This is a genomic window from Magnetospirillum moscoviense, assembly GCF_001650635.1.
Classification (GTDB): domain Bacteria; phylum Pseudomonadota; class Alphaproteobacteria; order Rhodospirillales; family Magnetospirillaceae; genus Magnetospirillum; species Magnetospirillum moscoviense.
In genome coordinates this window covers 58,881-78,598 of the sequence record NZ_LWQU01000185.1, presented here as the reverse complement: position 1 = coordinate 78,598, position 19,718 = coordinate 58,881, and the positions used below count along the sequence as shown (strand labels likewise).

At 66.1% G+C, this 19,718-nt stretch carries 18 protein-coding genes; 12 read left to right on the top strand and 6 right to left on the bottom strand.

What is annotated here, in order from left to right:
• Positions 1-20 precede the first annotated feature (20 nt).
• Positions 21-917, bottom strand: coding sequence for a hypothetical protein (locus A6A05_RS17895; protein WP_068504210.1), 897 nt, complete (start codon positions 915-917; stop codon positions 21-23).
• Between the two features lie 128 nt (positions 918-1,045).
• On the opposite strand from A6A05_RS17895, the gene A6A05_RS17890 reads away from it, so the two are divergent.
• The 7 genes from A6A05_RS17890 to A6A05_RS17860 all read left to right on the top strand — a co-directional run bounded on the left by A6A05_RS17890 (position 1,046) and on the right by A6A05_RS17860 (position 8,114).
• Complete coding sequence (locus A6A05_RS17890) at positions 1,046-2,206, top strand: tetratricopeptide repeat protein (RefSeq protein WP_068504209.1); 1,161 nt, start codon at positions 1,046-1,048, stop codon at positions 2,204-2,206.
• Between the two features lie 85 nt (positions 2,207-2,291).
• Positions 2,292-3,848 (top strand): PfkB family carbohydrate kinase, encoded by a 1,557-nt coding sequence (locus A6A05_RS17885; RefSeq protein WP_068504207.1) that lies wholly within the window; start codon positions 2,292-2,294, stop codon positions 3,846-3,848.
• Between the two features lie 11 nt (positions 3,849-3,859).
• A complete protein-coding gene (locus A6A05_RS17880) occupies positions 3,860-4,855 on the top strand; it encodes an NAD-dependent epimerase/dehydratase family protein (protein WP_068504205.1) in 996 nt (331 codons plus the stop codon).
• A gap of 11 nt (positions 4,856-4,866) precedes the next feature.
• Positions 4,867-5,427, top strand: coding sequence for a hypothetical protein (locus A6A05_RS17875; protein ID WP_068504203.1), 561 nt, complete (start codon positions 4,867-4,869; stop codon positions 5,425-5,427).
• A complete protein-coding gene (locus tag A6A05_RS17870) occupies positions 5,424-6,395 on the top strand; it encodes an aminoglycoside phosphotransferase/kinase family protein (protein WP_068504201.1) in 972 nt (323 codons plus the stop codon). The genes A6A05_RS17875 and A6A05_RS17870 overlap by 4 nt, the downstream gene beginning before the upstream one ends.
• Entirely contained in the window at positions 6,376-7,191 is an 816-nt protein-coding gene (locus A6A05_RS17865; RefSeq protein WP_068504230.1) for a transketolase, read from the top strand. Before A6A05_RS17870 ends, A6A05_RS17865 begins: the two co-directional genes overlap by 20 nt.
• Positions 7,191-8,114: a transketolase family protein gene (locus tag A6A05_RS17860; RefSeq protein WP_068504199.1), complete on the top strand. Its 924-nt coding sequence runs from the start codon at positions 7,191-7,193 to the stop codon at positions 8,112-8,114. Before A6A05_RS17865 ends, A6A05_RS17860 begins: the two co-directional genes overlap by 1 nt.
• Here the strand turns inward: A6A05_RS17860 and A6A05_RS17855 are convergent.
• The 4 genes from A6A05_RS17855 to A6A05_RS17840 are packed head-to-tail and all read right to left on the bottom strand — an operon-like array spanning position 8,098 to position 11,945.
• Complete coding sequence (locus A6A05_RS17855; RefSeq protein WP_068504197.1) at positions 8,098-8,763, bottom strand: class I SAM-dependent methyltransferase; 666 nt, start codon at positions 8,761-8,763, stop codon at positions 8,098-8,100. The genes A6A05_RS17860 and A6A05_RS17855 overlap by 17 nt on opposite strands.
• Entirely contained in the window at positions 8,763-9,824 is a 1,062-nt protein-coding gene (locus tag A6A05_RS17850) for a radical SAM/SPASM domain-containing protein (protein WP_068504195.1), read from the bottom strand. Before A6A05_RS17850 ends, A6A05_RS17855 begins: the two co-directional genes overlap by 1 nt.
• Positions 9,825-9,855: 31 nt before the next feature.
• Positions 9,856-10,677, bottom strand: a complete 822-nt coding sequence (locus A6A05_RS17845; protein ID WP_068504191.1) for a sugar nucleotide-binding protein — start codon at positions 10,675-10,677, stop codon at positions 9,856-9,858.
• Positions 10,674-11,945 carry a class I SAM-dependent methyltransferase gene (locus A6A05_RS17840; protein WP_068504189.1) on the bottom strand — a complete coding sequence of 424 codons (1,272 nt, stop codon included), beginning with the start codon at positions 11,943-11,945 and terminating at the stop codon, positions 10,674-10,676. Before A6A05_RS17840 ends, A6A05_RS17845 begins: the two co-directional genes overlap by 4 nt.
• Positions 11,946-12,117: 172 nt before the next feature.
• Between A6A05_RS17840 and A6A05_RS17835 the strand changes: the two genes are divergently transcribed.
• The 3 genes from A6A05_RS17835 to A6A05_RS17825 are packed head-to-tail and all read left to right on the top strand — an operon-like array spanning position 12,118 to position 15,207.
• Positions 12,118-13,149, top strand: coding sequence for a radical SAM/SPASM domain-containing protein (locus tag A6A05_RS17835; RefSeq protein ID WP_172822314.1), 1,032 nt, complete (start codon positions 12,118-12,120; stop codon positions 13,147-13,149).
• Between the two features lie 4 nt (positions 13,150-13,153).
• On the top strand, positions 13,154-14,239 hold the full coding sequence (locus A6A05_RS17830; RefSeq protein ID WP_068504185.1) for a DegT/DnrJ/EryC1/StrS family aminotransferase: 1,086 nt from the start codon (positions 13,154-13,156) through the stop codon (positions 14,237-14,239).
• Positions 14,236-15,207 carry a radical SAM/SPASM domain-containing protein gene (locus A6A05_RS17825; RefSeq protein WP_082911049.1) on the top strand — a complete coding sequence of 324 codons (972 nt, stop codon included), beginning with the start codon at positions 14,236-14,238 and terminating at the stop codon, positions 15,205-15,207. The genes A6A05_RS17830 and A6A05_RS17825 overlap by 4 nt, the downstream gene beginning before the upstream one ends.
• Here the strand turns inward: A6A05_RS17825 and A6A05_RS17820 are convergent, their stop codons facing one another.
• Positions 15,208-16,743: a sulfotransferase family protein gene (locus A6A05_RS17820; RefSeq protein ID WP_156521132.1), complete on the bottom strand. Its 1,536-nt coding sequence runs from the start codon at positions 16,741-16,743 to the stop codon at positions 15,208-15,210.
• A 162-nt stretch (positions 16,744-16,905) separates the two neighbouring features.
• Here A6A05_RS17820 and A6A05_RS17815 point away from each other — a divergent pair, with 162 nt between their 5' ends.
• Both A6A05_RS17815 and rfbF read left to right on the top strand, forming a co-directional pair.
• Positions 16,906-18,915: a B12-binding domain-containing radical SAM protein gene (locus A6A05_RS17815; RefSeq protein ID WP_068504181.1), complete on the top strand. Its 2,010-nt coding sequence runs from the start codon at positions 16,906-16,908 to the stop codon at positions 18,913-18,915.
• A 26-nt stretch (positions 18,916-18,941) separates the two neighbouring features.
• The gene (gene rfbF, locus A6A05_RS17810) at positions 18,942-19,712 is read left to right on the top strand and encodes a glucose-1-phosphate cytidylyltransferase (protein WP_068504179.1); all 771 of its coding nucleotides are present in this window, start codon (positions 18,942-18,944) and stop codon (positions 19,710-19,712) included.
• Positions 19,713-19,718: the final 6 nt, after the last annotated feature.

Sequence of the window (19,718 nt, the reverse complement as noted above, 5' to 3'; positions counted from 1 at the left end):
ACCCGCCATCCGTCCTACGGTTATGCCGGTATCGTCGGCAGCAACGCTTCAAGATTGGCCCGCATCGAGGTTTCCGCCTTGAAGCGAGCGAAAAGTTCGTCCGTCCGCGCCCGCCGGGCCGAATCGTCGGCCATCAGCGCAAGGCACGTCGCCGCCAGGTCGCCATAATCGGCGGGAACCACGTAGCGATAAAGGCTGGACAGCAGGCTGACGTCAAAGGTTTCCGCCACCACCAGGGTCCGGCACTGCAAGGCGGCGCAGATGCGCGACGGCGACATGTAGCGCACGACGTCGCCCCGGCGCATGTCCAGCACCATCTTCGATCGCCCCAGCATATTGCGGCGGATGAATTCCGGCATGTCGCCGAAGGTCGCCTGCACCCGGGCACCGGCTTCCAGCAGGGTCTGCACCACCGGCGCCCGCCAGCCGTTCAGCTTGCCGTACAGCATGACGTCGATGCCCTGGTGCAGGACGGGCTCTTGCTCCAGCGACGGGCAATGGCCGAAGGGCAGGAAATAAGCGGGCCGACAATCGGGAAACAGCCGGGCGTAATCATCGACCGGCACGATCGACCAGATGAAGTCGAACACCCCCATGACCCGGCGCATGTTGTCCAGCCGCCGCTGATCACCCTTGTCGCCCATCGAGATGGTGTCGGACAGGTCCTCGGTGCCGATCAGGCCGAGGATCAGGTCCGATCCATACTCGGCTCGGGCCGCCGCCAGTTCGTCGATCAGGCCGGTATCGGGAAAATACTCGAACATCACGTTGACCCACGGCCGGGGCAGCAACTGCGTGTATTCGAACTGCACCTGATGACCGCCCTCGACCAGGCCGGCGGAAATCGGCCCGATGATATCCTCCAGGCTGGCCAGCCCGGTGACGTGGTGATTTTTCAGGTAGAAATTGAACTGCATCCCGGCGCCGCCCCATGGTGACGCGCTCGATTGTGGCGGCCCTTCCTTAACAACTTGTCTACCAATTGCCATCTACCCTTGCCCCCCGGTCAGTCGGGTCCATCGCCTGACCTGGGAGACTTCCGCCGATGCCCACCGACACCTCGCCCCTGTTCGAGTCCGCGCTGGCCGCCTGGAAGGACGGCCGCCCGGCCGAGGCGCGGGCGTTGCTGGCCGAATTGGCCGACGAGAACCCCGATTCGCCCGATGTGTGGCTGGCTCTGGGCCGGGTGTGCCTGCACCTGGGCGACGGCATGGCGGCCTTCGCGGCACTGTCCGAAGCCGCCATTCTTGACCCCGCCCGCCCACAGATCGCGCTGGCCCTGGCCGAGGCGCGCTGGCGGACCGGCGATGCCCCGGGCGCGCTGACCCTCCTGGCCGGCCTGCCCCCCACCGACGAGGTCGCCGCCGCAGCAGCAGCGGTGCTGACCAGCCACGACATCGACATGCCCGAACTGGCCGAGCTGATGCGGCGCGCCGCCGACCTGCTGGCCCGCCGCCAGGATTGGACCAATGCCGCCGCGATCTTTCATCGATTGGCCCTGTCCCGGCCTGACGACCCGGTCATCCAATCCGACCTTTTGGCGGCCGAACTGACCGCGTCAGGCCTGGTTTTCCAGGACGTCGCCGTGATGTCGCCGCCGCAATTGGTCAGGCTGCGCCGCGCCATCGCCGCCTTTCGGGCCAGTTGCCGGCTCGACCCCAAGCGGCCTGCGCTGTGGAACAATATCGGCACCATGCTGGCGCACCTTGAATCGCGCAGCCAGGGCCAGATCGGCGCCAAGGCGGCCGCCGCCCATTGCCTGACCCGCTGGCTGGCGCTGGAACCGGACAACCGCGCCGCCCGGGCGGCGGTGGCCGATATCTTCTATTCCCGGCGCCGCATGGATCAGGCCGCCGCCGTCCATTTCGGCCGCCTGATCCCGTCGGGTCCCGGCTGGGAGGAACAGCCGCTGGAGGATTTCCTGGAAAGGCTCGACGCCACGCTGGCCGACATCGAGCACCATCTGGCGGCGCCCCCCAGCGCCCAGGCGATTTCGGCCATCGGCCACGCCCTGGCCGGACTGGGGTTGTCGAAGGAGGCGTCGGCGATGTTCCATCGCGCCCACCAGGCCCAGCCCCTTGATCCCGGCCACCGCGTCGCCCTGGCCGACATGCTGGTCCGCCACCGCCTGCTCAACGACGCCGCCGCCTTTTATGCCGGCCGGCCGGCGGTGGCCTATCCGCCAGTGGTCGCGTCGGGGCCATAAGCGAAGCCTTAACCATTGTGCGGGAATCCTGATCGGCAGAAAGCGGCGCCAGGCCGCACCCAAGAAAGGGATACCAACGCGCGCCATGACTGAAACCGTCACCCCCTCGCACCGTCACCCCGACGGCGGCAAGGTCCACAACCTGGCCCAGTTGGCGACCGTCGCCGAGCATCTGCGCCGCGACGGCCGTACGGTGGTGTTGTGCCACGGGGTGTTCGACCTGTTGCATCTGGGCCATGTCCGCCACCTGGAAGCTGCCCGGCGCGAGGGCGACGTGCTGATGGTCACCATCACCGCCGATTCCTTCGTCAACAAGGGCCCCGGCCGCCCGGTGTTCGGCGAGCACCAGCGCGCCGAGATGCTGGCGGCGCTGGCCCATGTGGATTATGTCGGCATCAATTACGCCGCCTCGGCCGAGTCCGTGATCCACGCCATCAAACCCGGCGTCTACGTCAAGGGCTCGGACTACAAGGATTCAGAGACCGACGTCACCGGCAAGATCGTGTCGGAACGCCGGGCGGTCGAAGACCATGGCGGCCGTGTCGTCTTCACCAACGAGCTGGTGTTCTCGTCCTCGTCCCTGATCAACAATTACCTGGATGTCTATGACCCGGCGCTCAAGGATTACCTGGCCGGGCTGCGCCAGCGCGACGGCCTGGCCCAGGTCCGTCAGATGCTGGACCGCGCCCAAGGATTGAAGGTCCTGGTGGTCGGCGACGCCATCATCGACGATTACCAGTACGTCAACGCCCTGGGCAAGTCGCCCAAGGAAAACATGATCGCCACCCTTCACCGCGACAGCGAGCAATTCGCCGGCGGCTCGATCGCCGCAGCCAACCATGTCGCCAATTTCTGCGCCGAGGTCGAGGTGGTCACCGTGCTGGGCCGCGCCGACAGCCACGAACAGCTGATCCGCGAGTCGCTTCTGCCCAACGTCACCCTGACCGCCCTTCATCGCGACGGCGCACCGACCACCCGCAAGTGCCGGTTCATCGACAACGGCATGCGCAAGCTGTTCGAGGTCTATTACATGGACGACACCCCGTCGTCCGGGCGCCAGGAAGCCGAACTGGTGCGCGTCATCGCCAACCGCGCGCCCAAATACGACCTGGTCATCGTCACCGATTTCGGCCACGGCATGATCACCGCTCCGGTCATCAAGGCCCTGGTGGACAATGCCCGCTTCCTGGCGGTCAATACCCAGACCAACAGCGCCAATACCGGCTTCAATCTGGTCACCCGCTATCCCAAGGCCGATTATGTCTGCATCGACGCCCCCGAGGCCAAGCTGGCGACCGGCGACCGCTACAGCGATATCGCCACCATCTTGAGCAAACACCTGCCGGCCCGGATCGATTGCAACCGCATCACCGTGACCATGGGCCACGAAGGCGCCGCCACCTGGGCCAAGGGCAAGAAGATCAACCGCGTTCCCGCCTTCACCAAGCGCGCCTTGGACACCGTGGGCGCCGGCGACGCCTTCCTGGCGGTGACCTCGCCGCTGGTGGCGGTGGGCGGGCCGATGGAACTGGTCGGCTTCGTCGGCAACGCCGTCGGCGCCATCAAGGTCGGCATCGTCGGCCACCGCCGCTCGGTCGGCCGCATCGAGCTGATCAAGTTCGTCGAACGCCTGTTGAAGTAAGGAAGCAATCGATGGCCCGTCCGCAACATATCCTGGTCACCGGCGGCGCCGGCTATGTCGGCAGCGCCCTGGTGCCGAAGCTTCTGGCCGCCGGCTACAAGGTCACCGTGCTGGACCTTTACCTGTATCTGCCCGATCTGTTCCAATCCTTGCGCGGCCCCAACCTGATCGAGGTCAAGGGCGACCTGCGCGATTCCAAGGTGGTGGCCCGGGCCGTCGCCGGCTGCGACACCGTCATCCACCTGGCCTGCATCTCGAACGATCCGTCCTATGACCTGGATCCCGATCTGGGCCGGTCCATCAACCACGGTGCCTTCCTGCCGTTGGTCAAGGCGGCCAAGCAGGCCGGCGTCGGGCGCTTCATCTATGCCTCGTCCTCGTCGGTCTACGGCATCAAGGACGAGGCCGAGGTCACCGAGGATCTGCTGCGCGAGCCGCTGACCGATTATTCCAGGTACAAGGCCCTGTGCGAGGATGAATTGCTGGCCGAGCGGGCGCCAGGCTTCCATGTCGGCATCATTCGGCCGGCGACCGTGTGCGGCTATGCGCCGCGCCTGCGCCTCGACCTGACCGTCAACATCCTGACCAACCACGCCTTGAACAAGGGCAAGATCACCGTGTTCGGCGGCGGCCAGAAGCGGCCCAACATCCATGTCGACGACATGGTCGATCTGTACCTGCACATGCTGGCGGTCGAGCCCGAGCGCTGGGACGGCAAGACCTTCAACGCCGGCTGGGAAAACTTCACGGTGCTCGAGATCGCCCACATGGTGCGCGACGCGCTGGGCAAGCCCATCGACATCGAGGTGGTGCCGACCAACGACAACCGGTCCTATCATGTGTCATCGGAAAAGATGAAGACCGAGTTGGGCTTCATCCCCCGCCACACCATTTCCGACGCGGTGCGCGACCTGGCGGCGGCCTTTGCCGCCGGCCGGGTGCCCGACCCCATGGACAATCCGGTCTACTTCAACATCAAGCTGATGCAGCAGACCAAGCTGGCCTAGAAGGAAAGAAGGTGCTGATCGGCCTGGACCTCGACAACACCCTGATCGGCTACGACCAAGCCTTCCTGGCCGTCGCCGCCGAGATGGGGTTGGTCGCGACCGATTTCACCGGGACCAAGGCGGATATCCGCGCCGCCCTGCGGGCCAGGCCCGGCGGCGAGACCGACTGGCAGCGCCTGCAGGGCCAGGTCTATGGCCCGCGCATCGATCTGGCCGAAGCGATGCCAGGGTCTTGCGATTTCATCGTGCGGGCGCGCGCCCTGGGCCACGATCTGGTGATCGTCAGCCACAAGACCCGCACCGGCCATTTCGACCCGACCGGTACCGATCTGCGCCAGGCGGCATTGGGCTGGCTGGAACGGCAGGGCTATTTCTCGCGGCTGGGCTTCGCCCGCGACGACATCCATTTCGAGGATGACCGCGCCGCCAAGCTGGCCCGCATCCGCGCGCTGGCCCCGGCGATCTTCATCGACGACCTGGCCGAACTGCTGGACGATCCCGATTTCCCCGCCGCCACCCGCGCCATCTTGCTAGACGATTGGGCCAAGGTCAGCGCACGGGTGCTGACATGAACGTTACCCAAGCGCGGGAATTGGCGGCTGGCCTGCTGGGCCGGCCGGTGAATGCGGCCCAAGCGGTGGGCCGGGGCGGCAACAACCGCATCTTCGCCATCGATGCCGGGACCGAACGGCTGGCGCTCAAATCCTATCCGCCCCAGGCCGAGGACCCGCGCGATCGCCTGGGCCAGGAATGGCAGGCGCTCTCGTTCCTGGCCGGCCACGGCTTGCCGGTGCCCCAGCCGGTGGCGGCCGACCCGGCCCGGCATGCGGCCCTGTACACCTGGATCGACGGCCGCCCGCTGGAACCGGCCGATGATGGCGTGGCCGCCATGGGCGCCCTGTTCGCCCGCCTGCAGGCCTTGCGCGGCGAGGCGACCGATCTGCGCGAAGGCTCGACCCCGGTCTTCACCGCCGAACAAGCCGAGCGCCAGTTCGCCGAGCGGCTGGCGCCGCTGGCCGACATTCCCCCGCTGGCCGGCCATCTGGCCGACATCCGGGGAAGTGCCGACCGCGCCTTCGCCCGCGCAAGGGCACGGCTGCGCACGGGCTTCACCACACCGTCGACCCGTGTGCTCAGCCCGTCGGATTTCGGCCGGCACAACATGCTGGCAACGCCATCGGGTCTGGTCTTCCTGGACTTCGAATATTTCGGCTGGGACGGCCCGGAAAAGGCCATCGCCGACACCATGCTGCATCCCGGATCGGCCTTTTCGGCGCCCGAGCGCGACCGCCTGAAGGACCTGATGCTGGCGGCCTTGCCCGACGAACCTGGCCTGGCCCTGCGATTAGAGGCGATGATTCCGCTGTTCGGGCTGATCTGGTGCCTGATCCTGTTGAACGAATTCCGCCCCGACCGCCGCGCCCGCCGCGGCCTGGTCGCAGGCTCGGCCGAGGCCCGCGCGGCGGAAACCCGGCAATTGGAAAAGTCCCGTTCCCTGCTGTCCTGGTTGGAAGATGCCCATGACCTCGCCCCCGCTTGACGACCGCTCGCGCCATCTGCGCCGCCTGGCGATCAGCGCCATCAAATCCGCCGGCATCCATTTCGGCGCCACCATGTCGCTGATCGAGATCCTGCGCGTGCTGTATGACGACATCCTGCGCATCGACCCGAAACGTCCCGACGACCCCGACCGCGACCGCTGCATCCTGTCCAAGGGCCACGGCGTGCTGGCCCTGTACGCCATCCTGGCCGACAAGGGGTTCTTCCCGACCTCGGAAATCGCCACCTTCTGCGCCGTCGATTCCCGCCTGCCCGGCCATCCCGAACATGGCCTCCTGCCGGGCATCGAGGCCTCGACCGGGGCGCTGGGGCACGGCCTGTCGATCGGCCTGGGCATGGCGCTGGCGGCCCGCATCCAGAAGCGTCCCAGCCGGGTGTTCGTGGTGATGGGCGACGGCGAGACCAACGAGGGCTCGGTGTGGGAGGCAGCGATGAGTGCCGCCAAGCACGGCCTGGACAATCTGGTCGCCATCATCGACTACAACAAGCTGCAATCCTATGGCCCGGTCGAGCAGGTCCAGCCGCTGGAACCGCTGGCCGACAAATGGCGGGCCTTCGGCTTCGCCGTCGCCCAGGCCGACGGCCACGACCCCGCCGACCTGAAGCGGGTGCTGGGCGCCCTGCCGGTGGCGGCGGGCCAGCCCAGCCTGGTGATCGCCCACACCGTCAAGGGCAAGGGCCTGAGCCTGGCGGAGGGCGTGGCCGACTGGCACCACAAGCGCAAGCTGACCGAGGCCGAGACCGCCGCCATCATCGCCGAGCTGGGAGGAATGTGATGCGCAAGACCTGTCTGGACATGATCCACCGGCTGGCGCTGACCGATTCCCGAGTGGTCTATGTGGGTTCCGACCCGTCGGCCGGCACCTTGAAGCAGATGGCCAAGGACGTGCCCGACCGCTTCATCATCGAAGGCATCGCCGAGGCCAACCTGATCGGCATGGCCGCCGGCATGGCCATGGACGGGCTGATGCCCTTCGTCCACACCATCGCCACCTTCCTGACCCGGCGCTGTTACGAACAGGTCGCCATCGACGTCTGCCTGCACGATCTTCCGGTGCGACTGGTCGGCAATGGCGGCGGGCTGGTCTATGCGCCGCTGGGGCCGACCCACACCGCCATCGACGATCTGGCGCTGTTTTCCGCCCTGCCCGGCATGGCGGTGGTGGCGTGCTCCGATGCCGACGAAATGGTCCGCCTGATGCAGGCCAGCCTGTCGTGGCCCGGCCCCCTTTACATCCGCCTGGGCAAGGGCGGCGATCCGGTGATCTCGAAGGAGGAAAACGGCTTCGCCATCGGTCGCGCCATCCCCATGCGCAAGGGTTCGGATGTGCTTTTGGTCTCGACCGGGGTGATGACCGGGCGCGCCCTGGCGGCGGCCGAAATACTGGAAGCCGACGGCATCGGCTGCGCCGTGCTGCACGCCCACACCGTCAAGCCGTTCGACGGCGAGCAAACGGTGGCGCTGGCCCAAGGAAAACGACTGGTGGTCAGCGTCGAGGAACATTCGCGCATCGGCGGTCTGGGCGCAGCGGTGCTGGATGCACTGGCCGCTTCCGGGCCGGTGCCGCCGACCTTGCGTCTGGCCCTGCCCGATTCCTTCGTCCACCAATACGGCTCGCAGGACGCGTTGCTGGAACGGTTCGGGCTGCAGCCGGAGGGCATCGCCGCCAGCATCACCCAGGCTATTCGAAAAAGATGAAACCCCAATCGCCGCCATAGCCGGCCTGGCCGAACAGCCAGGCCCATGATTGCGGGTCGTGGAACGACCGGCAGGTCAGCTGCCAGTACAAAAGGTTGGCCTTCTCGCGCTCGTCGCGGAAGGATTCGACCATGACGTATTTGGCTGTTCCCGGACAGACCCGCTGCAATTCGCCCACCGCCCGCCACAGATCGGGCAGGTTAAGATTATGCAGGCAGCCCAGCGACACCACCGCGTCGAATTCACCGTCGCCGTAAGGCAGGCTGGCAGCATCGCCGACACTTAAGAACGGCTTGATTTCCGGCTTGGCGTTGTCGATGGCATAGGCACTGATGTCCAGCCCGGCGACCACCAGCCCCGGCACCACCTGGGTGAATTCGTACAACAAAAAGCCCTTGCCGCAGCCGACATCCAACAGCCGCATGCCCGGCTTCAGCTTCAGATGGCGGGCCAGTTCCTCGGCCACCGGGCGCCAGCGTCCGTCATAGCGATAGCCGCCATAGCCGAAGCGGCGCTCGCCGTCCCAGTAATCCTGGCCCCATTGCTGGGCCACCCTCGCGCATTCGGCCTTGTCGGCCTCGACGACGCGGGCGACGTAATCGCGCTTGGTGCTGCTGTGCAGCTTCTGGATGAAGTTGAATTCGGCCATCAGACGAACACCGTGTGCCCCAGGTCCTGCGACATGTAATCGACCAGCGCCAGGTTCTTGCCATGGGCGACGCAATGATGGCGGCAATGGACCGACGGATCGACGGCCTCCAGCGCCCGCTTGTTGTCGTCCGAGAACCAGAAATCCTTGAAGCTCCGATCCTTGATGGACCCCAGCTTGCCCGACTGGGTATAGGCCTTGTCCTGGCACAGATAGACCGTCTGATCGGCGCCGATCACCGTCAGGAAACGGACGAACGGGCAGGAATGATAGGGCTTGTCGAAGCTTTCGGCCATGCGGTGGACATGGTTCAGCACCTGGAAGCGATCGTCGGCCAGGTGCTGCGCTTGGGCGATCTGGCGGGCGGTCTCGGCGGCGAAGCGTTCGTGATAGGCATTGTGTTCGGCGGCGTCGTTGGCGGTGACGGCCCCGGCCAGCTTGACGTGGTCGGCGCCCAATTCCTTGAAGCGGGCCGCCAGTTCGGCGACATGGGTGTGGTTGACCTGATCGATGATCAGGCTGACGCCCAGCACGCATTTGGTCCCCGAGGCCTTGAAGGCCCGCATATTGTCCATCACCCGGTCGAAATCGCCCGGCCGGGCCGAACGGGACGCGGTATAGGATTCGTTGTCCCAGGCATCGATCGACACCCGGACCCAGGTGGCGTGGCGGGCCAGCGCCTCGGCCACGCGACCCTTCAGGTTGACGCCGTTGGTCAGGGTCGCCACCGACACCCCGCCTTGGGCCAGCCGGTCGATGGTCTCGGGCAGGGCCTTGTGCAGCAACGGCTCGCCGCCGCCCGAGAAGGTCACCGCCTTCACCCCCATGGCGACGATGTCGTCGGCGATCTCGAACAGCTTGGGCGTCGGGATGGTGTCTTTCTCATCCATGTCCTCGCCCAGATGCAGGTTCGAATTGCGATAGGCGCAATACCAGCAATCATGGTTGCAGCGATTGATCGGCTTGATACGGACATGAACCGGCGCCGGCACCCGCCCCTCGGCGACGGCGTCCAGGCGGTCGCGAAAGCGCAGGAACTTCAGCTGGGAATAGACTTCCATCACGACTTCTCCGCACCAGACCCATATGGGATCATTCGCCCGGTAAAGAAAGGGTTTGCGCCAGCACCATGCGCACCGCCTCGACCGAGGACGGCGCGGTCCACCCGCCGGTTGCGGCCAGGGTCGCGTGGGCCTGGATGAAGTGGGCCGGCACCCGCGCAGCGGCGGAAGTTTCGCGAACCTGCCCACTGCCGATGCTATCGGCCATCAGCCGGGCCATGTCGGCGTAGGAGATGTCCTGATCGCCCGACAATTGGTGAATCCCGGACAGGCCCCCGACCAGGATGTCGGCGGCCAGGGCGGCCACCTGCTCCAGGGTGACCGGGGCCAGCACCATGTCGGCGAAGGCCTCGACCGTGCCGCCGGCCTGCAAGGTGGCGACGAAATCCTTGACCAGCGGCAGATGGGGCGACAGGACCTTGCCCAGACGCAGCACCGCGCCGCCGGCCGCCAGCGCCACCCTCTCGGCCTCGGCCTTGACGCGGCCATAGGCGTTGGCCGGACAGACCGGGGTGTCGGCGGGATAATGGGGCCGGTCGCCCGCGAATACCTGGGTCGTCGATAGCACCAGCACGAAGGGCACCCGCTGGGCCAGCGCCGCAACCGCCGTGACATTGACGGCGCGGGCCTGGTCCTCGTCGGCCTCGCATGCCGCCAGCGAGCCGATGCCGGCCGCCACCAGGGCCGCACTCGCGTCCGGCACCTCCCAGGTCGCGGGCGACTTCGCCAGGTCCAGCGACGGATGGCGGCCGGCCCGGCGCGAGGTGGCCGCCACCGGGCAGCCGCGCCCGTCCAGTTCGGCCACCACCGCCCGCCCGATGGCGCTGTCGCCGCCGACGATCAGGATGGTCATGACGCGCCCGTGATCAGGCGGGGTTCGGGCAGGCACACCAGGAAGGCGCCGCCCGCTTCCAGATAGGCCTGATTGGCCACCACGATCGGATCGGCGTAGCGCCAGGCGAACACCAATGTCAGGCCGGGGCGCCGCTCGATCAGCGCCGTGGGCGGCAGCACCGCCAAACGATAACCGGGGCCGACCAGTTCCGGGTCCTTGTTGACGTCGTCATCGACCAGGAAGTCGATCTTGCCCGCCAGATCGAACTGGGCCAGCAAGGTGCAGGTGCCGACCGAGACGCCATAGCCGGCCACCCCGCCGCCCATCGCCCGCACCCGGTCGATTTCGGCGTGCAGGGCAGCGGCGGTCGCCTTGATCCGGTGGTTGAAGGCGGCGAAGAAGGCAGGGTTCTTGATGCCGCGCCGCGCTTCGTCGGCCAGCATCGCCGGCACCGAGGATTCCATCCGCCGCGGCCCGCCCTGGCGCTGCACGGTGACCCGGATCGAGCCGCCCTTGGTCCAGATGGCGGCGACGTCGATCACCTCCAGCCCATGGCGGGCGAACAACACCGACAAAGGCGTCAGCGCGAAATAGGATTGGTGCTCGTGATAGACGGTGTCCAGCAGCAGCCGCTCGATCACGTCGGGGCCGTACTGGGTTTCGAACACGAACACCCCGTCCGGGGCCAGGATGGTGGCGATTCCGCGGGCGACGTCGTGCAGGTCGTCGATATTGGCGATGACGTTGTTGGCCAGCAAGATCGCCGCCGGGCCATGGCTGGCCAGCAGCTTGACGGCCAGCGCCTCGCCGAAGAAATCGGCCAGGGTCGGCACGCCGCGCCGGCTGGCGGCTTCGGCGATGGCGCGGGCCGGGTCGATGCCCAGCACCGGGTGGCCCTGTTCGGCGAAGGCGGCCAGCAAGGTGCCGTCGTTCGAGCCGAATTCCATCACCAGCGAGCCGGGGCGCGGGCGGATGCGGTCGATGGTCTCGCGCGCATGGGCACGGAAATGCTCGGGCAGGCCCAGCGAGTTGGTGGTGCGATAGGCGTAGTTGCGGTAGTTGAGATCGGCGCTGACGATGGCCGGCACCTGGACCATGCCGCATTGGCGGCACAAGGCCAGGGCCAGCGGCACCGGCTGCGTGAAGGCCGGATGGGTCTTGTCGGTGCCGGGCAGGCTGAAGGTGGGGGTGGCGGCGGCCATCGGCGCCAAGGGCGCCACGATCACCGGATCGGGGGCGTCGCAGACCCGGCAGCTGGTGCGCAGGCGGTAAAGCTGTTCATCCACGGGCGGCAACCTTTTCTGGGTTCGCGGGTGACACCGGACTTTGTCCGGGGCGGATCAGTCACTATGTCACAGGTGGGATGGCGGATGCAAAGCGGTGAAATTCTTAACCATCGCCTGCTAGATTGATGGTTCCTCAAGAATGGGGCGTCCTTTGAATCAGGAGAAGCCTGAGATGCAGTTGGAAAGCGTTGACCACCCGACGATCGTCCGTATCGAGCTGACCAACCAGTGCAATCTCAGCTGCCCCCATTGCCGGCATCATGCGCTCGAAAAGAAGCAGACCGGCAATTACCACGAATATTATAAATCCGAGATCGAGATGACCCACCAGCAGGTGGATTCCCTGATCGACGAGATCGCCGAATGGCGCCCGTCGGTGACGCTGAACGTCGCCAACGAGCCGCTGGTCGCTACCACCTTCCGCCACGCCGCTGAACGGGTGAAGCAGCGCGGCCTGGCCGGCACCTTCAACACCAACGGCCTGTTGATCGACGAAAGCCTGGCCCACTTCCTGGTCGATATCGGCTTTGATTCGGTCAATATCAGCGTCGATGCCGCCACCCCGGAAACCCTGAAACTGGCGCGCGGCTTCACCCGGCTGGACAAACTGGTGGAAAAGGTCGAGCTGTTGCTGAAGGTCCGGGGCGCCAAGCCGTTGCCGCGCGTCGGCGTCACCTTCGTCGAGACCGACTACAATTACCAGGAAATCCCCGCCTTCCTGGACTTCTGGAAATCCCGCGTCGATCTGATCCGCGTCACCGGCTACATCCAGGACCTGCGCCCCGATATCGAGCGCATCAACCCGACCCTGCATCGCGACATGCTGCCCGAGCGCATCCCCTGCAAGCAATTGTTCAGGGACATCGTCATCCGCGCCAATGGCGACGTCACCCCTTGCGTGGTCACCTCGGAACAGCCCGACATCGTGGTCGGCAACATCTTCAGGGATGGCGGCGTCCGGGCGGTGTGGAATTCACCCCGTTTCCGCGAGCTGCGCGATCTGCACAATGCCGGGCGCTGGGACGAAACCGGCTTTTGCAAGAACTGCGATTATTGGGTGGAAACGCAAGGATACACCGAGGACGTCCGTGACGGCTTCCTGATCCGCACGCCGTCGCCCTTCACCACCTTCTACAACGTGCTGGACAAGCTGGGCAGCTGGAACCGCGACCTGCACGACCGTCAGGGCATGGGCAAGGACTAGGGGGATGGAGTACCGCATCAACGTCTGGGCCACCCGGCTGGGCGAGACGGAGATCGCCAACTTCGCCCAGGCGGTGACCAACCGCCATGTCGGCGAAGGCCCCCTGACCGCCGAATTCGAACGACGCTTCGCTGAGCTGGTCGGAACCCGTCACGCCGTGGCGGTGCCGTCGGGATCGGCGGCACTGATGCTGGCCATGCTGGCCGCCGGCATCGGCCCCGGCTGCGAGGTGATCGTGCCGGCCGCCACCTGGATCGCCACCGCCCACGCTGCCCACCTGCTGGGCGCCAAGGTAGTGCTGGCCGACACCGAGCCGGGCCGCCCGGTGCTGGACCCGCAGGCGGTCGAACGGGTGCTGACCGCCCGGACCCGGGCCATCGTGCCAGTGCATCTGGGCGGGCGCGGCGCCGACATGGATGCGATCTTGCGTCTGGCCCAGCCGCGCGGCATCGCCGTCATCGAGGATGCCTGCCAGGCCCTGCTGTCGCGCCAGGGCGCCAAGGCGCTGGGCGGCTTCGGCACCATGGGCTGCTTCTCGCTGGGGGTGGCCAAGCTGCTGACCACCGGTCAGGGCGGCATGGTGGTCACCGACGACGACGAGGTGCTGGCCCGCCTGAAGCTGGCCAAGCTGCACGGCGTCAAGGCCGATGGCGACTGGGAGACCTATGCCCGGCCGGGAATGAACTTCAAGTTCACCGATCTGGCCGCCGCGGTCGGACTGGCCCAGTTGCAGGTGGCCGACGAACGGGTCGCCCATGTCAGCGCCATCCATCGCCGCTATAGCGAAGGACTGGCCGGCCATCCCGACATCCAGGTTTGCCCGATCCGCCTGGACGAAGGCGAGGTGCCCCTGTGGACCGAGGCCCAGACCGCAAACCCGGTCGCGGTGATCGCCCATCTGGCAAAGGCCGGCATTCAGGCGCGACGCGTCCATCCGCCGCTGAACCGGGCGCCGCACCTGGACTGCCCAGGCCCGGTCCCCCATGCCACCGGCCAGTCCGAGACCATCCTTGTGCTGCCGTCGGGACCGGCCCAGCCGCTGGCTAATGTCGATATCGTGATCGAGCGTCTGTGGGAGTACCGCCGGTGACAGCCCGCGCCATCGAGGATTATCTGGTCGGCCGCATCAGCCCCGGCGAGCGGCTGGAGGATCTGCTGCGCTTCCCGCGCTATTTCGAGATCGAGACGGTCAACGCCTGCAACGCCCGCTGCCCGATGTGTACCATCGAGGACTGGAACCGCCACGCGCCGACCATGAAGGACGATCTGTTCGCCAAGATCGCCGACGAAATCGGCGAGCACAGGGCGACGGTCAGGAAGGTCAGCCTGTACCGCGACGGCGAGCCGCTGCTGGACAAGAAGCTGGCCCCGCGCATCGCCCTGATGAAGGACAAGGGCGTGCGCCAGGTCGAGATCAGCACCAACGCCAGCCTGCTGGACGAGAAACGCGGCCGGGCGATCCTGGAAGCCGGCCTGGATAGCGTGCTGCTGTCCATCGACAGCCTGAACAAGCAGGTCTACGAATCGATCCGCCGAGGCCTGGTGTTCGAGGAGGTCTTGGAAAACGCGCGGGCCTTCATCGCGCTGCGCGACCGTCTTCGGCCATCCACCCGCATCTGGGTGCGCATGGTCCGCCAGCACGGCAATGCCGACGAATGGCCGTCCTTCGAACGGTTCTGGCGCGACCAATTGGCGGCGACCGACCGGGTCAGCTTCCACAATTACCACAATTGGGGCGGCCAGCTTCCAGGCTTCACCCCGATCGCCTCGACCCACGAGCCGCATCTGCCCTGCATCGCCCTATGGTCGTTGATGGCCATCTTCGCCGACGGCAAGGTGTCGCTGTGCAATGTCGATTATAACGGCAAATATCCCAGCGGCGACCTGACCGGCCATTCCATCGCCGAATGCTGGCAATCCGAGGTGATGCAGGCCCGCCGCGCCCTGCATGCCGACGGACGCAAGGCCGAAATGGACATCTGCGCCGATTGCAACGTGTGGGACGCCCCGTCCGACCGCGACGACCTGGCCCGGCTGTCGGCGGCGCTGTCGTCCTGATCAAGCCCGGCGCATTTCCAGCGACCCGATATGCCTTTGATGGAACTCGACCATGTCGCCATAACGCTCGAGGAAGCGTGACCGGCAGGCGTGGAAGAATTCGCGATCGGCCTCGGTGATCGTCTCGATCCGGCGGATGATCGCGGGGTCGAGGTCGCTCAGCTTGGGCGGCCCGCCCGTCGCCGCCCGCTCCCATTTGGGGACGCGGTCGGCTCCTAACAGCGCGGCCAGGATGAACAGCGATTCGTCGAAGAATTCGGTGATGCCCAGGAAATCGATATGGCGGTCGGCGGCCTCCAGCAGGCCGGCCGCACTTTGTGGATCGGCGCGGGGCGGCTCGAGGGCGGTAATCCAATTGCTCAGCGCATCCACCTCGCGATCGGCCAGCCAATCCACCCAGTCGCGCAAGGACATCCCGGCCTCGATCTGGTCCGACACCCATGGCACTCCCTGGCCGCGATGCCGGGCCTGCCAATAATAGTGGCTGACCACCCGCTGGACCGGATCGCGCACCATCGAGACGATGCGGGCCGACGACGAAACCAGCGGACGGATCGGCAGGGGAAGATGCCAGTGGACCAGGGAAATGTCGTGACGTTGGGCATCATCCAAGGCGGCGAACTGGTCGGCCTCGGCCCTGGTGACGCAAGCGCGGTAACGTCCGCCGTTCAGCTTGTCGAGGGCACCGACCAGGCTGGTGCCCCCGGACTCGCTGACATGGTAGACGACGATCTGACGGGCGGCCCGCCAGCCGGTGGCTTCCTCGCCCCGCCCGATCAACAGATCCGAGCGCGGCAGGGCGACGAAATGGTCGGTACCGAACGAGTTGGCGCCGCCGTCGCGCCCCTCGGAGCCCCAGCCTTCGTGCAGTTGGTGCAGCTTGGCGGGAAGACGGGGGTCTTCGGCCAGGTCGGAACGATGGCGACGAAGCTGCTCCATGGCGGCCGCGGCCGTGTCCAACTCGCCGGCCAGGACGTCGATTCCCGCTCGAATGGCCAAGGCCTCGAAACGACGGTCCGGTCCGGCCAAATACCGGTCCACCACCAGTCGGGCGGCATCGGAATCCGACAAGGCCACCAGACGGACCGCCAAGGCAAATGCATGGGCCGGATCATCCAGCCACGGATCGTCCAGCCCGGCGATAAAGCGCAGAATTCCCAAGGCTTCGATCCGGCGCCCCTCGCGCACGAGGTTGTCTGCGACATCCAGCAACGACTTGGCGGCCTGGGGATAGGGATAGGCGGCCAAAATCTCGTCGGCCTTCGGGGTCAAGTCCAAGGCGGCCAATGCCGCCGCATAGGAAAGCACCACCTGGCCGGACAGAGTTTCCAGCCCGTCGAAGGCAAGGGCCAAGCGTTGCGCCGCCTCGCTCGCCCGACCGTGCAACAAGCTGACGATGCCACCCAGAGCGTTGGCGTCGGCATGGTTTGGTACCAAGGCCAGCAGCGGGTCGAGGATGGCGGCGGCCTGGCGATGGTCGCCCGATTTCAGGGCGGATCCAGCCTCGCCCACAAGGTCCATAACCGCGTCCGACATCGCCCCCCTCGCACAAAGCCGTCGGGCCCCACTATATCGAATTCGGGTTCACGACGAAGCCGGCGTTCACGAACACGTCACCATTGATGCGCTAGACTGGCCGACCGGCCGCCGAAATCGGCGGCTGACGTCACGACCCTAGAGCCAGAAAGGCCATAGGCCATGAAGATCGCGTTCATCGACCTGACCCATACCGGGCGCTATGTCCATGCCATCAATTTCTCGCTGGGCATCGGCTATGTGGCGGCGCACGCCATCAGGGAACTGGGCGATGTCGAGGCGGCCTTGTTCAAATATCCGAACGACCTGGCCGCCTATCTTCACCACACCACGCCCGATATTATGGCGTTCTCGAACTATATGTGGAACGAAACGCTGCACCGGGCCTTCTGCCAGCGGGTCAAGGCGGCGCACCCGCAGGTGGTCACCATCTTCGGCGGCCCCAGTTTTTCGTCATCGGCGGCCGAGCAGCGGGCCTTCCTGGCCGAACGCCCCGACATCGACTTCTATATCGAGGGCGAGGGCGAGCTGGCCTTCACCGCCTTGTGCCGGCGCCTGCGCGAGGTGGATTTCGATGCCGAAGCCCTGAAGCGGGCACCAGGCCAGTTGCCCAACGCCCGCTATCTGATCGACGGGGAACTGGTCGCCTGTTCGATGGCACCGCGCATCCTCGATCTCGATTCCACGCTGCCCTCGCCCTATCTGACCGGGCTGTTGGACCCGTTCTTCGACGGCAAGCTGACCCCCATGGTCCAGACCTCGCGCGGCTGCCCCTATTCCTGCACCTACTGCCATGACGGCGTCGCCTACATGAACAAGACCCGGCGATTTTCCCAAAGCCGGATCGAGCAGGAACTGGATTACGTCTTCACCCGGACCAATGTGCCGTCGATCACCCTGGCCGACCTCAATTGGGGGATTTTCCCCGAGGATGTCGAAACCGCCCGCTGGATGGCGGCGAAAAAGGCCAGCCACGGCTGGCCGCGCAATATCGGCTCGGCCACCGCCAAGAACCAGAAGACGCGCATGCTGGAAATGGCCCAGGTGCTGGGCGACAGCCTGGCGGTCGGCGCCTCGGTCCAGTCGACCGACCCCGAGGTGTTGGGCGCCATCAAGCGCGCCAATATCAGCATCGACAGCATCGTCGAGACCGCGCGGGAGGTCCGCCGCACCGGCAGCCGGACCTTCAGCGAAGTCATCTTGTGCCTGCCCGGCGACACCAGGGAAAAGCATCTGGCCTCGATCCGCGACATGATGGATGCCGGCATCCAGGACATCCAGACCTTCCAGTTCATCCTGCTGCCCGGCACCGAGGCCGCCGACCAGGCCAGCCAGGAGAAATACCGCTATGTCACGCGCCACCGCGTGCTGCCCGGCTGCATCGGCCGCTACGATATCCTGGGCGATCAGGTCTTCGTCGCCGAGACCCATCAGGTCTGCGTCGCCAACGCCACCATGAGCCACGACGATTATCTGGAGTGCCGCGACTATCACCTGACCATCGCCATCTTCAATAATGGCGGCCTGTTCGACGAGGTCCTGGGCCTGGCCGAGAGCATCGGCATCAAGCGTTCGGCGATCATGCGGCGTATCCACCGGCAGGCCTCGGCCGTCACCAGCCCGCTGGCCGATCTGTACCGCCAGTACCGCGAAGACGAGGCCCGCAACTTCCATCCCGACCGCCAGACGATCCAGGCCTTCCTGGCCACGCCCGAGGCGGCCGACGGCTATATGAGCGGCCATTACGGCAACAACCAGATCTTCTGGTGCAAGACGGCGGCGGTGTTCGACAAGTTCGACGAGCTTGCCGCCATCTGCTTCGACGCCATCCGCGAGATGGCCGCCGATCATGACGGACTGGTCGCCCAATTCATCGCGGACTTGTGGAACGTGGTCATGGCGCGAAAGTCGAACCTTTTGGATGTCGACCGCGTCTATGAATTCGAGGTGACGTTCGATTTCCAGAAGGCGGCGGCAAGGAACTATCTGTGCCACCCGAAGGACACGCGCCTTGACCGGCCGCGCACCTGCACGATCCGCCATTCCGAGGAAAACCGGCGCATCATCACCAGCTATTATAACCAATATGGGCGAAGCGCCGACGGGCTCAGCTATTTCCTGCATCGCGACCGCATGCACGCTTTGTTTCGCCAGATCGCCGACATCGCGTAAGGCGACCTAATGGGGGGGAAGACATCATGAAATGCGTCATCGTCGCCGGCGGACGCGGCACCCGACTGGGCGGGGAAACCGAATACCGCCCCAAGCCGATGGTCGAGATCGGCGGGCGGCCGATCCTGTGGCACATCATGAAGACCTACAGCCATTACGGCATCGACGATTTCGTCATCTGCCTGGGCTACAAGGGCGAGGTCATCAAGGATTACTTCCTGAACTACCGCCAGCACGAGGCCGATCTGACCATCGACCTTGGCCGCAACGAGGTCCGCGCCCTGGCCGAGACGAACGAGCCCTGGCGGGTATCGCTGCTGGAAACCGGCCTGGACACCCAGACGGCCGGGCGGCTGGCGCGGATCGCCCGGCATCTGGAGGGCGAGACCTTCTGCTTCACCTATGGCGACGGCCTGGCCGACGTGCCCATCGACCAACTGCTGAGCTTCCATCGCCAGCATGGCCGCAAGGCCACGGTGACGGCGGTGCGCCCGCCGGGCCGGTTCGGCCGGCTGGACGTCGATGGCGACCGGGTGCGGGGCATGGCGGAAAAGCCGCCCGGCGACGGCGACTGGATCAATGGCGGCTTCTTCGTGCTCGAGCCGTCGGCCCTGGTGGGCATCGAAGGCGACGAGGTGGCGTGGGAACAAGGCCCCATGCAGGACCTGGCCGCACAAGGCGAGATGATGGCCTTCAAGCACCGGGGCTTCTGGCAGCCGATGGACACCATGCGCGACAAATTGATGCTCGAGGATTTGTGGGCGACCGGCCGGGCCCCTTGGAAGGTCTGGGTTTGAATTCTT

Excerpts from the sequence above, each read along its gene's own strand:
- A6A05_RS17820 (WP_156521132.1), bottom strand. The coding sequence starts at position 16,743 with ATGTCGGACGCGGTTATGGACCTTGTGGGCGAGGCTGGATCCGCCCTG.
- A6A05_RS17880 (WP_068504205.1), top strand. The coding sequence starts at position 3,860 with ATGGCCCGTCCGCAACATATCCTGGTCACCGGCGGCGCCGGCTATGTC.
- A6A05_RS17855 (WP_068504197.1), bottom strand. The coding sequence starts at position 8,763 with ATGGCCGAATTCAACTTCATCCAGAAGCTGCACAGCAGCACCAAGCGC.
- A6A05_RS17895 (WP_068504210.1), bottom strand. The coding sequence starts at position 917 with ATGCAGTTCAATTTCTACCTGAAAAATCACCACGTCACCGGGCTGGCC.
- A6A05_RS17845 (WP_068504191.1), bottom strand. The coding sequence starts at position 10,677 with ATGACCATCCTGATCGTCGGCGGCGACAGCGCCATCGGGCGGGCGGTG.
- A6A05_RS17815 (WP_068504181.1), top strand. The coding sequence starts at position 16,906 with ATGAAGATCGCGTTCATCGACCTGACCCATACCGGGCGCTATGTCCAT.
- A6A05_RS17850 (WP_068504195.1), bottom strand. The coding sequence starts at position 9,824 with ATGGAAGTCTATTCCCAGCTGAAGTTCCTGCGCTTTCGCGACCGCCTG.
- A6A05_RS17835 (WP_172822314.1), top strand. The coding sequence starts at position 12,118 with ATGCAGTTGGAAAGCGTTGACCACCCGACGATCGTCCGTATCGAGCTG.
- A6A05_RS17830 (WP_068504185.1), top strand. The coding sequence starts at position 13,154 with ATGGAGTACCGCATCAACGTCTGGGCCACCCGGCTGGGCGAGACGGAG.
- rfbF (WP_068504179.1), top strand. The coding sequence starts at position 18,942 with ATGAAATGCGTCATCGTCGCCGGCGGACGCGGCACCCGACTGGGCGGG.
- A6A05_RS17865 (WP_068504230.1), top strand. The coding sequence starts at position 6,376 with ATGACCTCGCCCCCGCTTGACGACCGCTCGCGCCATCTGCGCCGCCTG.
- A6A05_RS17885 (WP_068504207.1), top strand. The coding sequence starts at position 2,292 with ATGACTGAAACCGTCACCCCCTCGCACCGTCACCCCGACGGCGGCAAG.
- A6A05_RS17870 (WP_068504201.1), top strand. The coding sequence starts at position 5,424 with ATGAACGTTACCCAAGCGCGGGAATTGGCGGCTGGCCTGCTGGGCCGG.
- A6A05_RS17890 (WP_068504209.1), top strand. The coding sequence starts at position 1,046 with ATGCCCACCGACACCTCGCCCCTGTTCGAGTCCGCGCTGGCCGCCTGG.
- A6A05_RS17860 (WP_068504199.1), top strand. The coding sequence starts at position 7,191 with ATGCGCAAGACCTGTCTGGACATGATCCACCGGCTGGCGCTGACCGAT.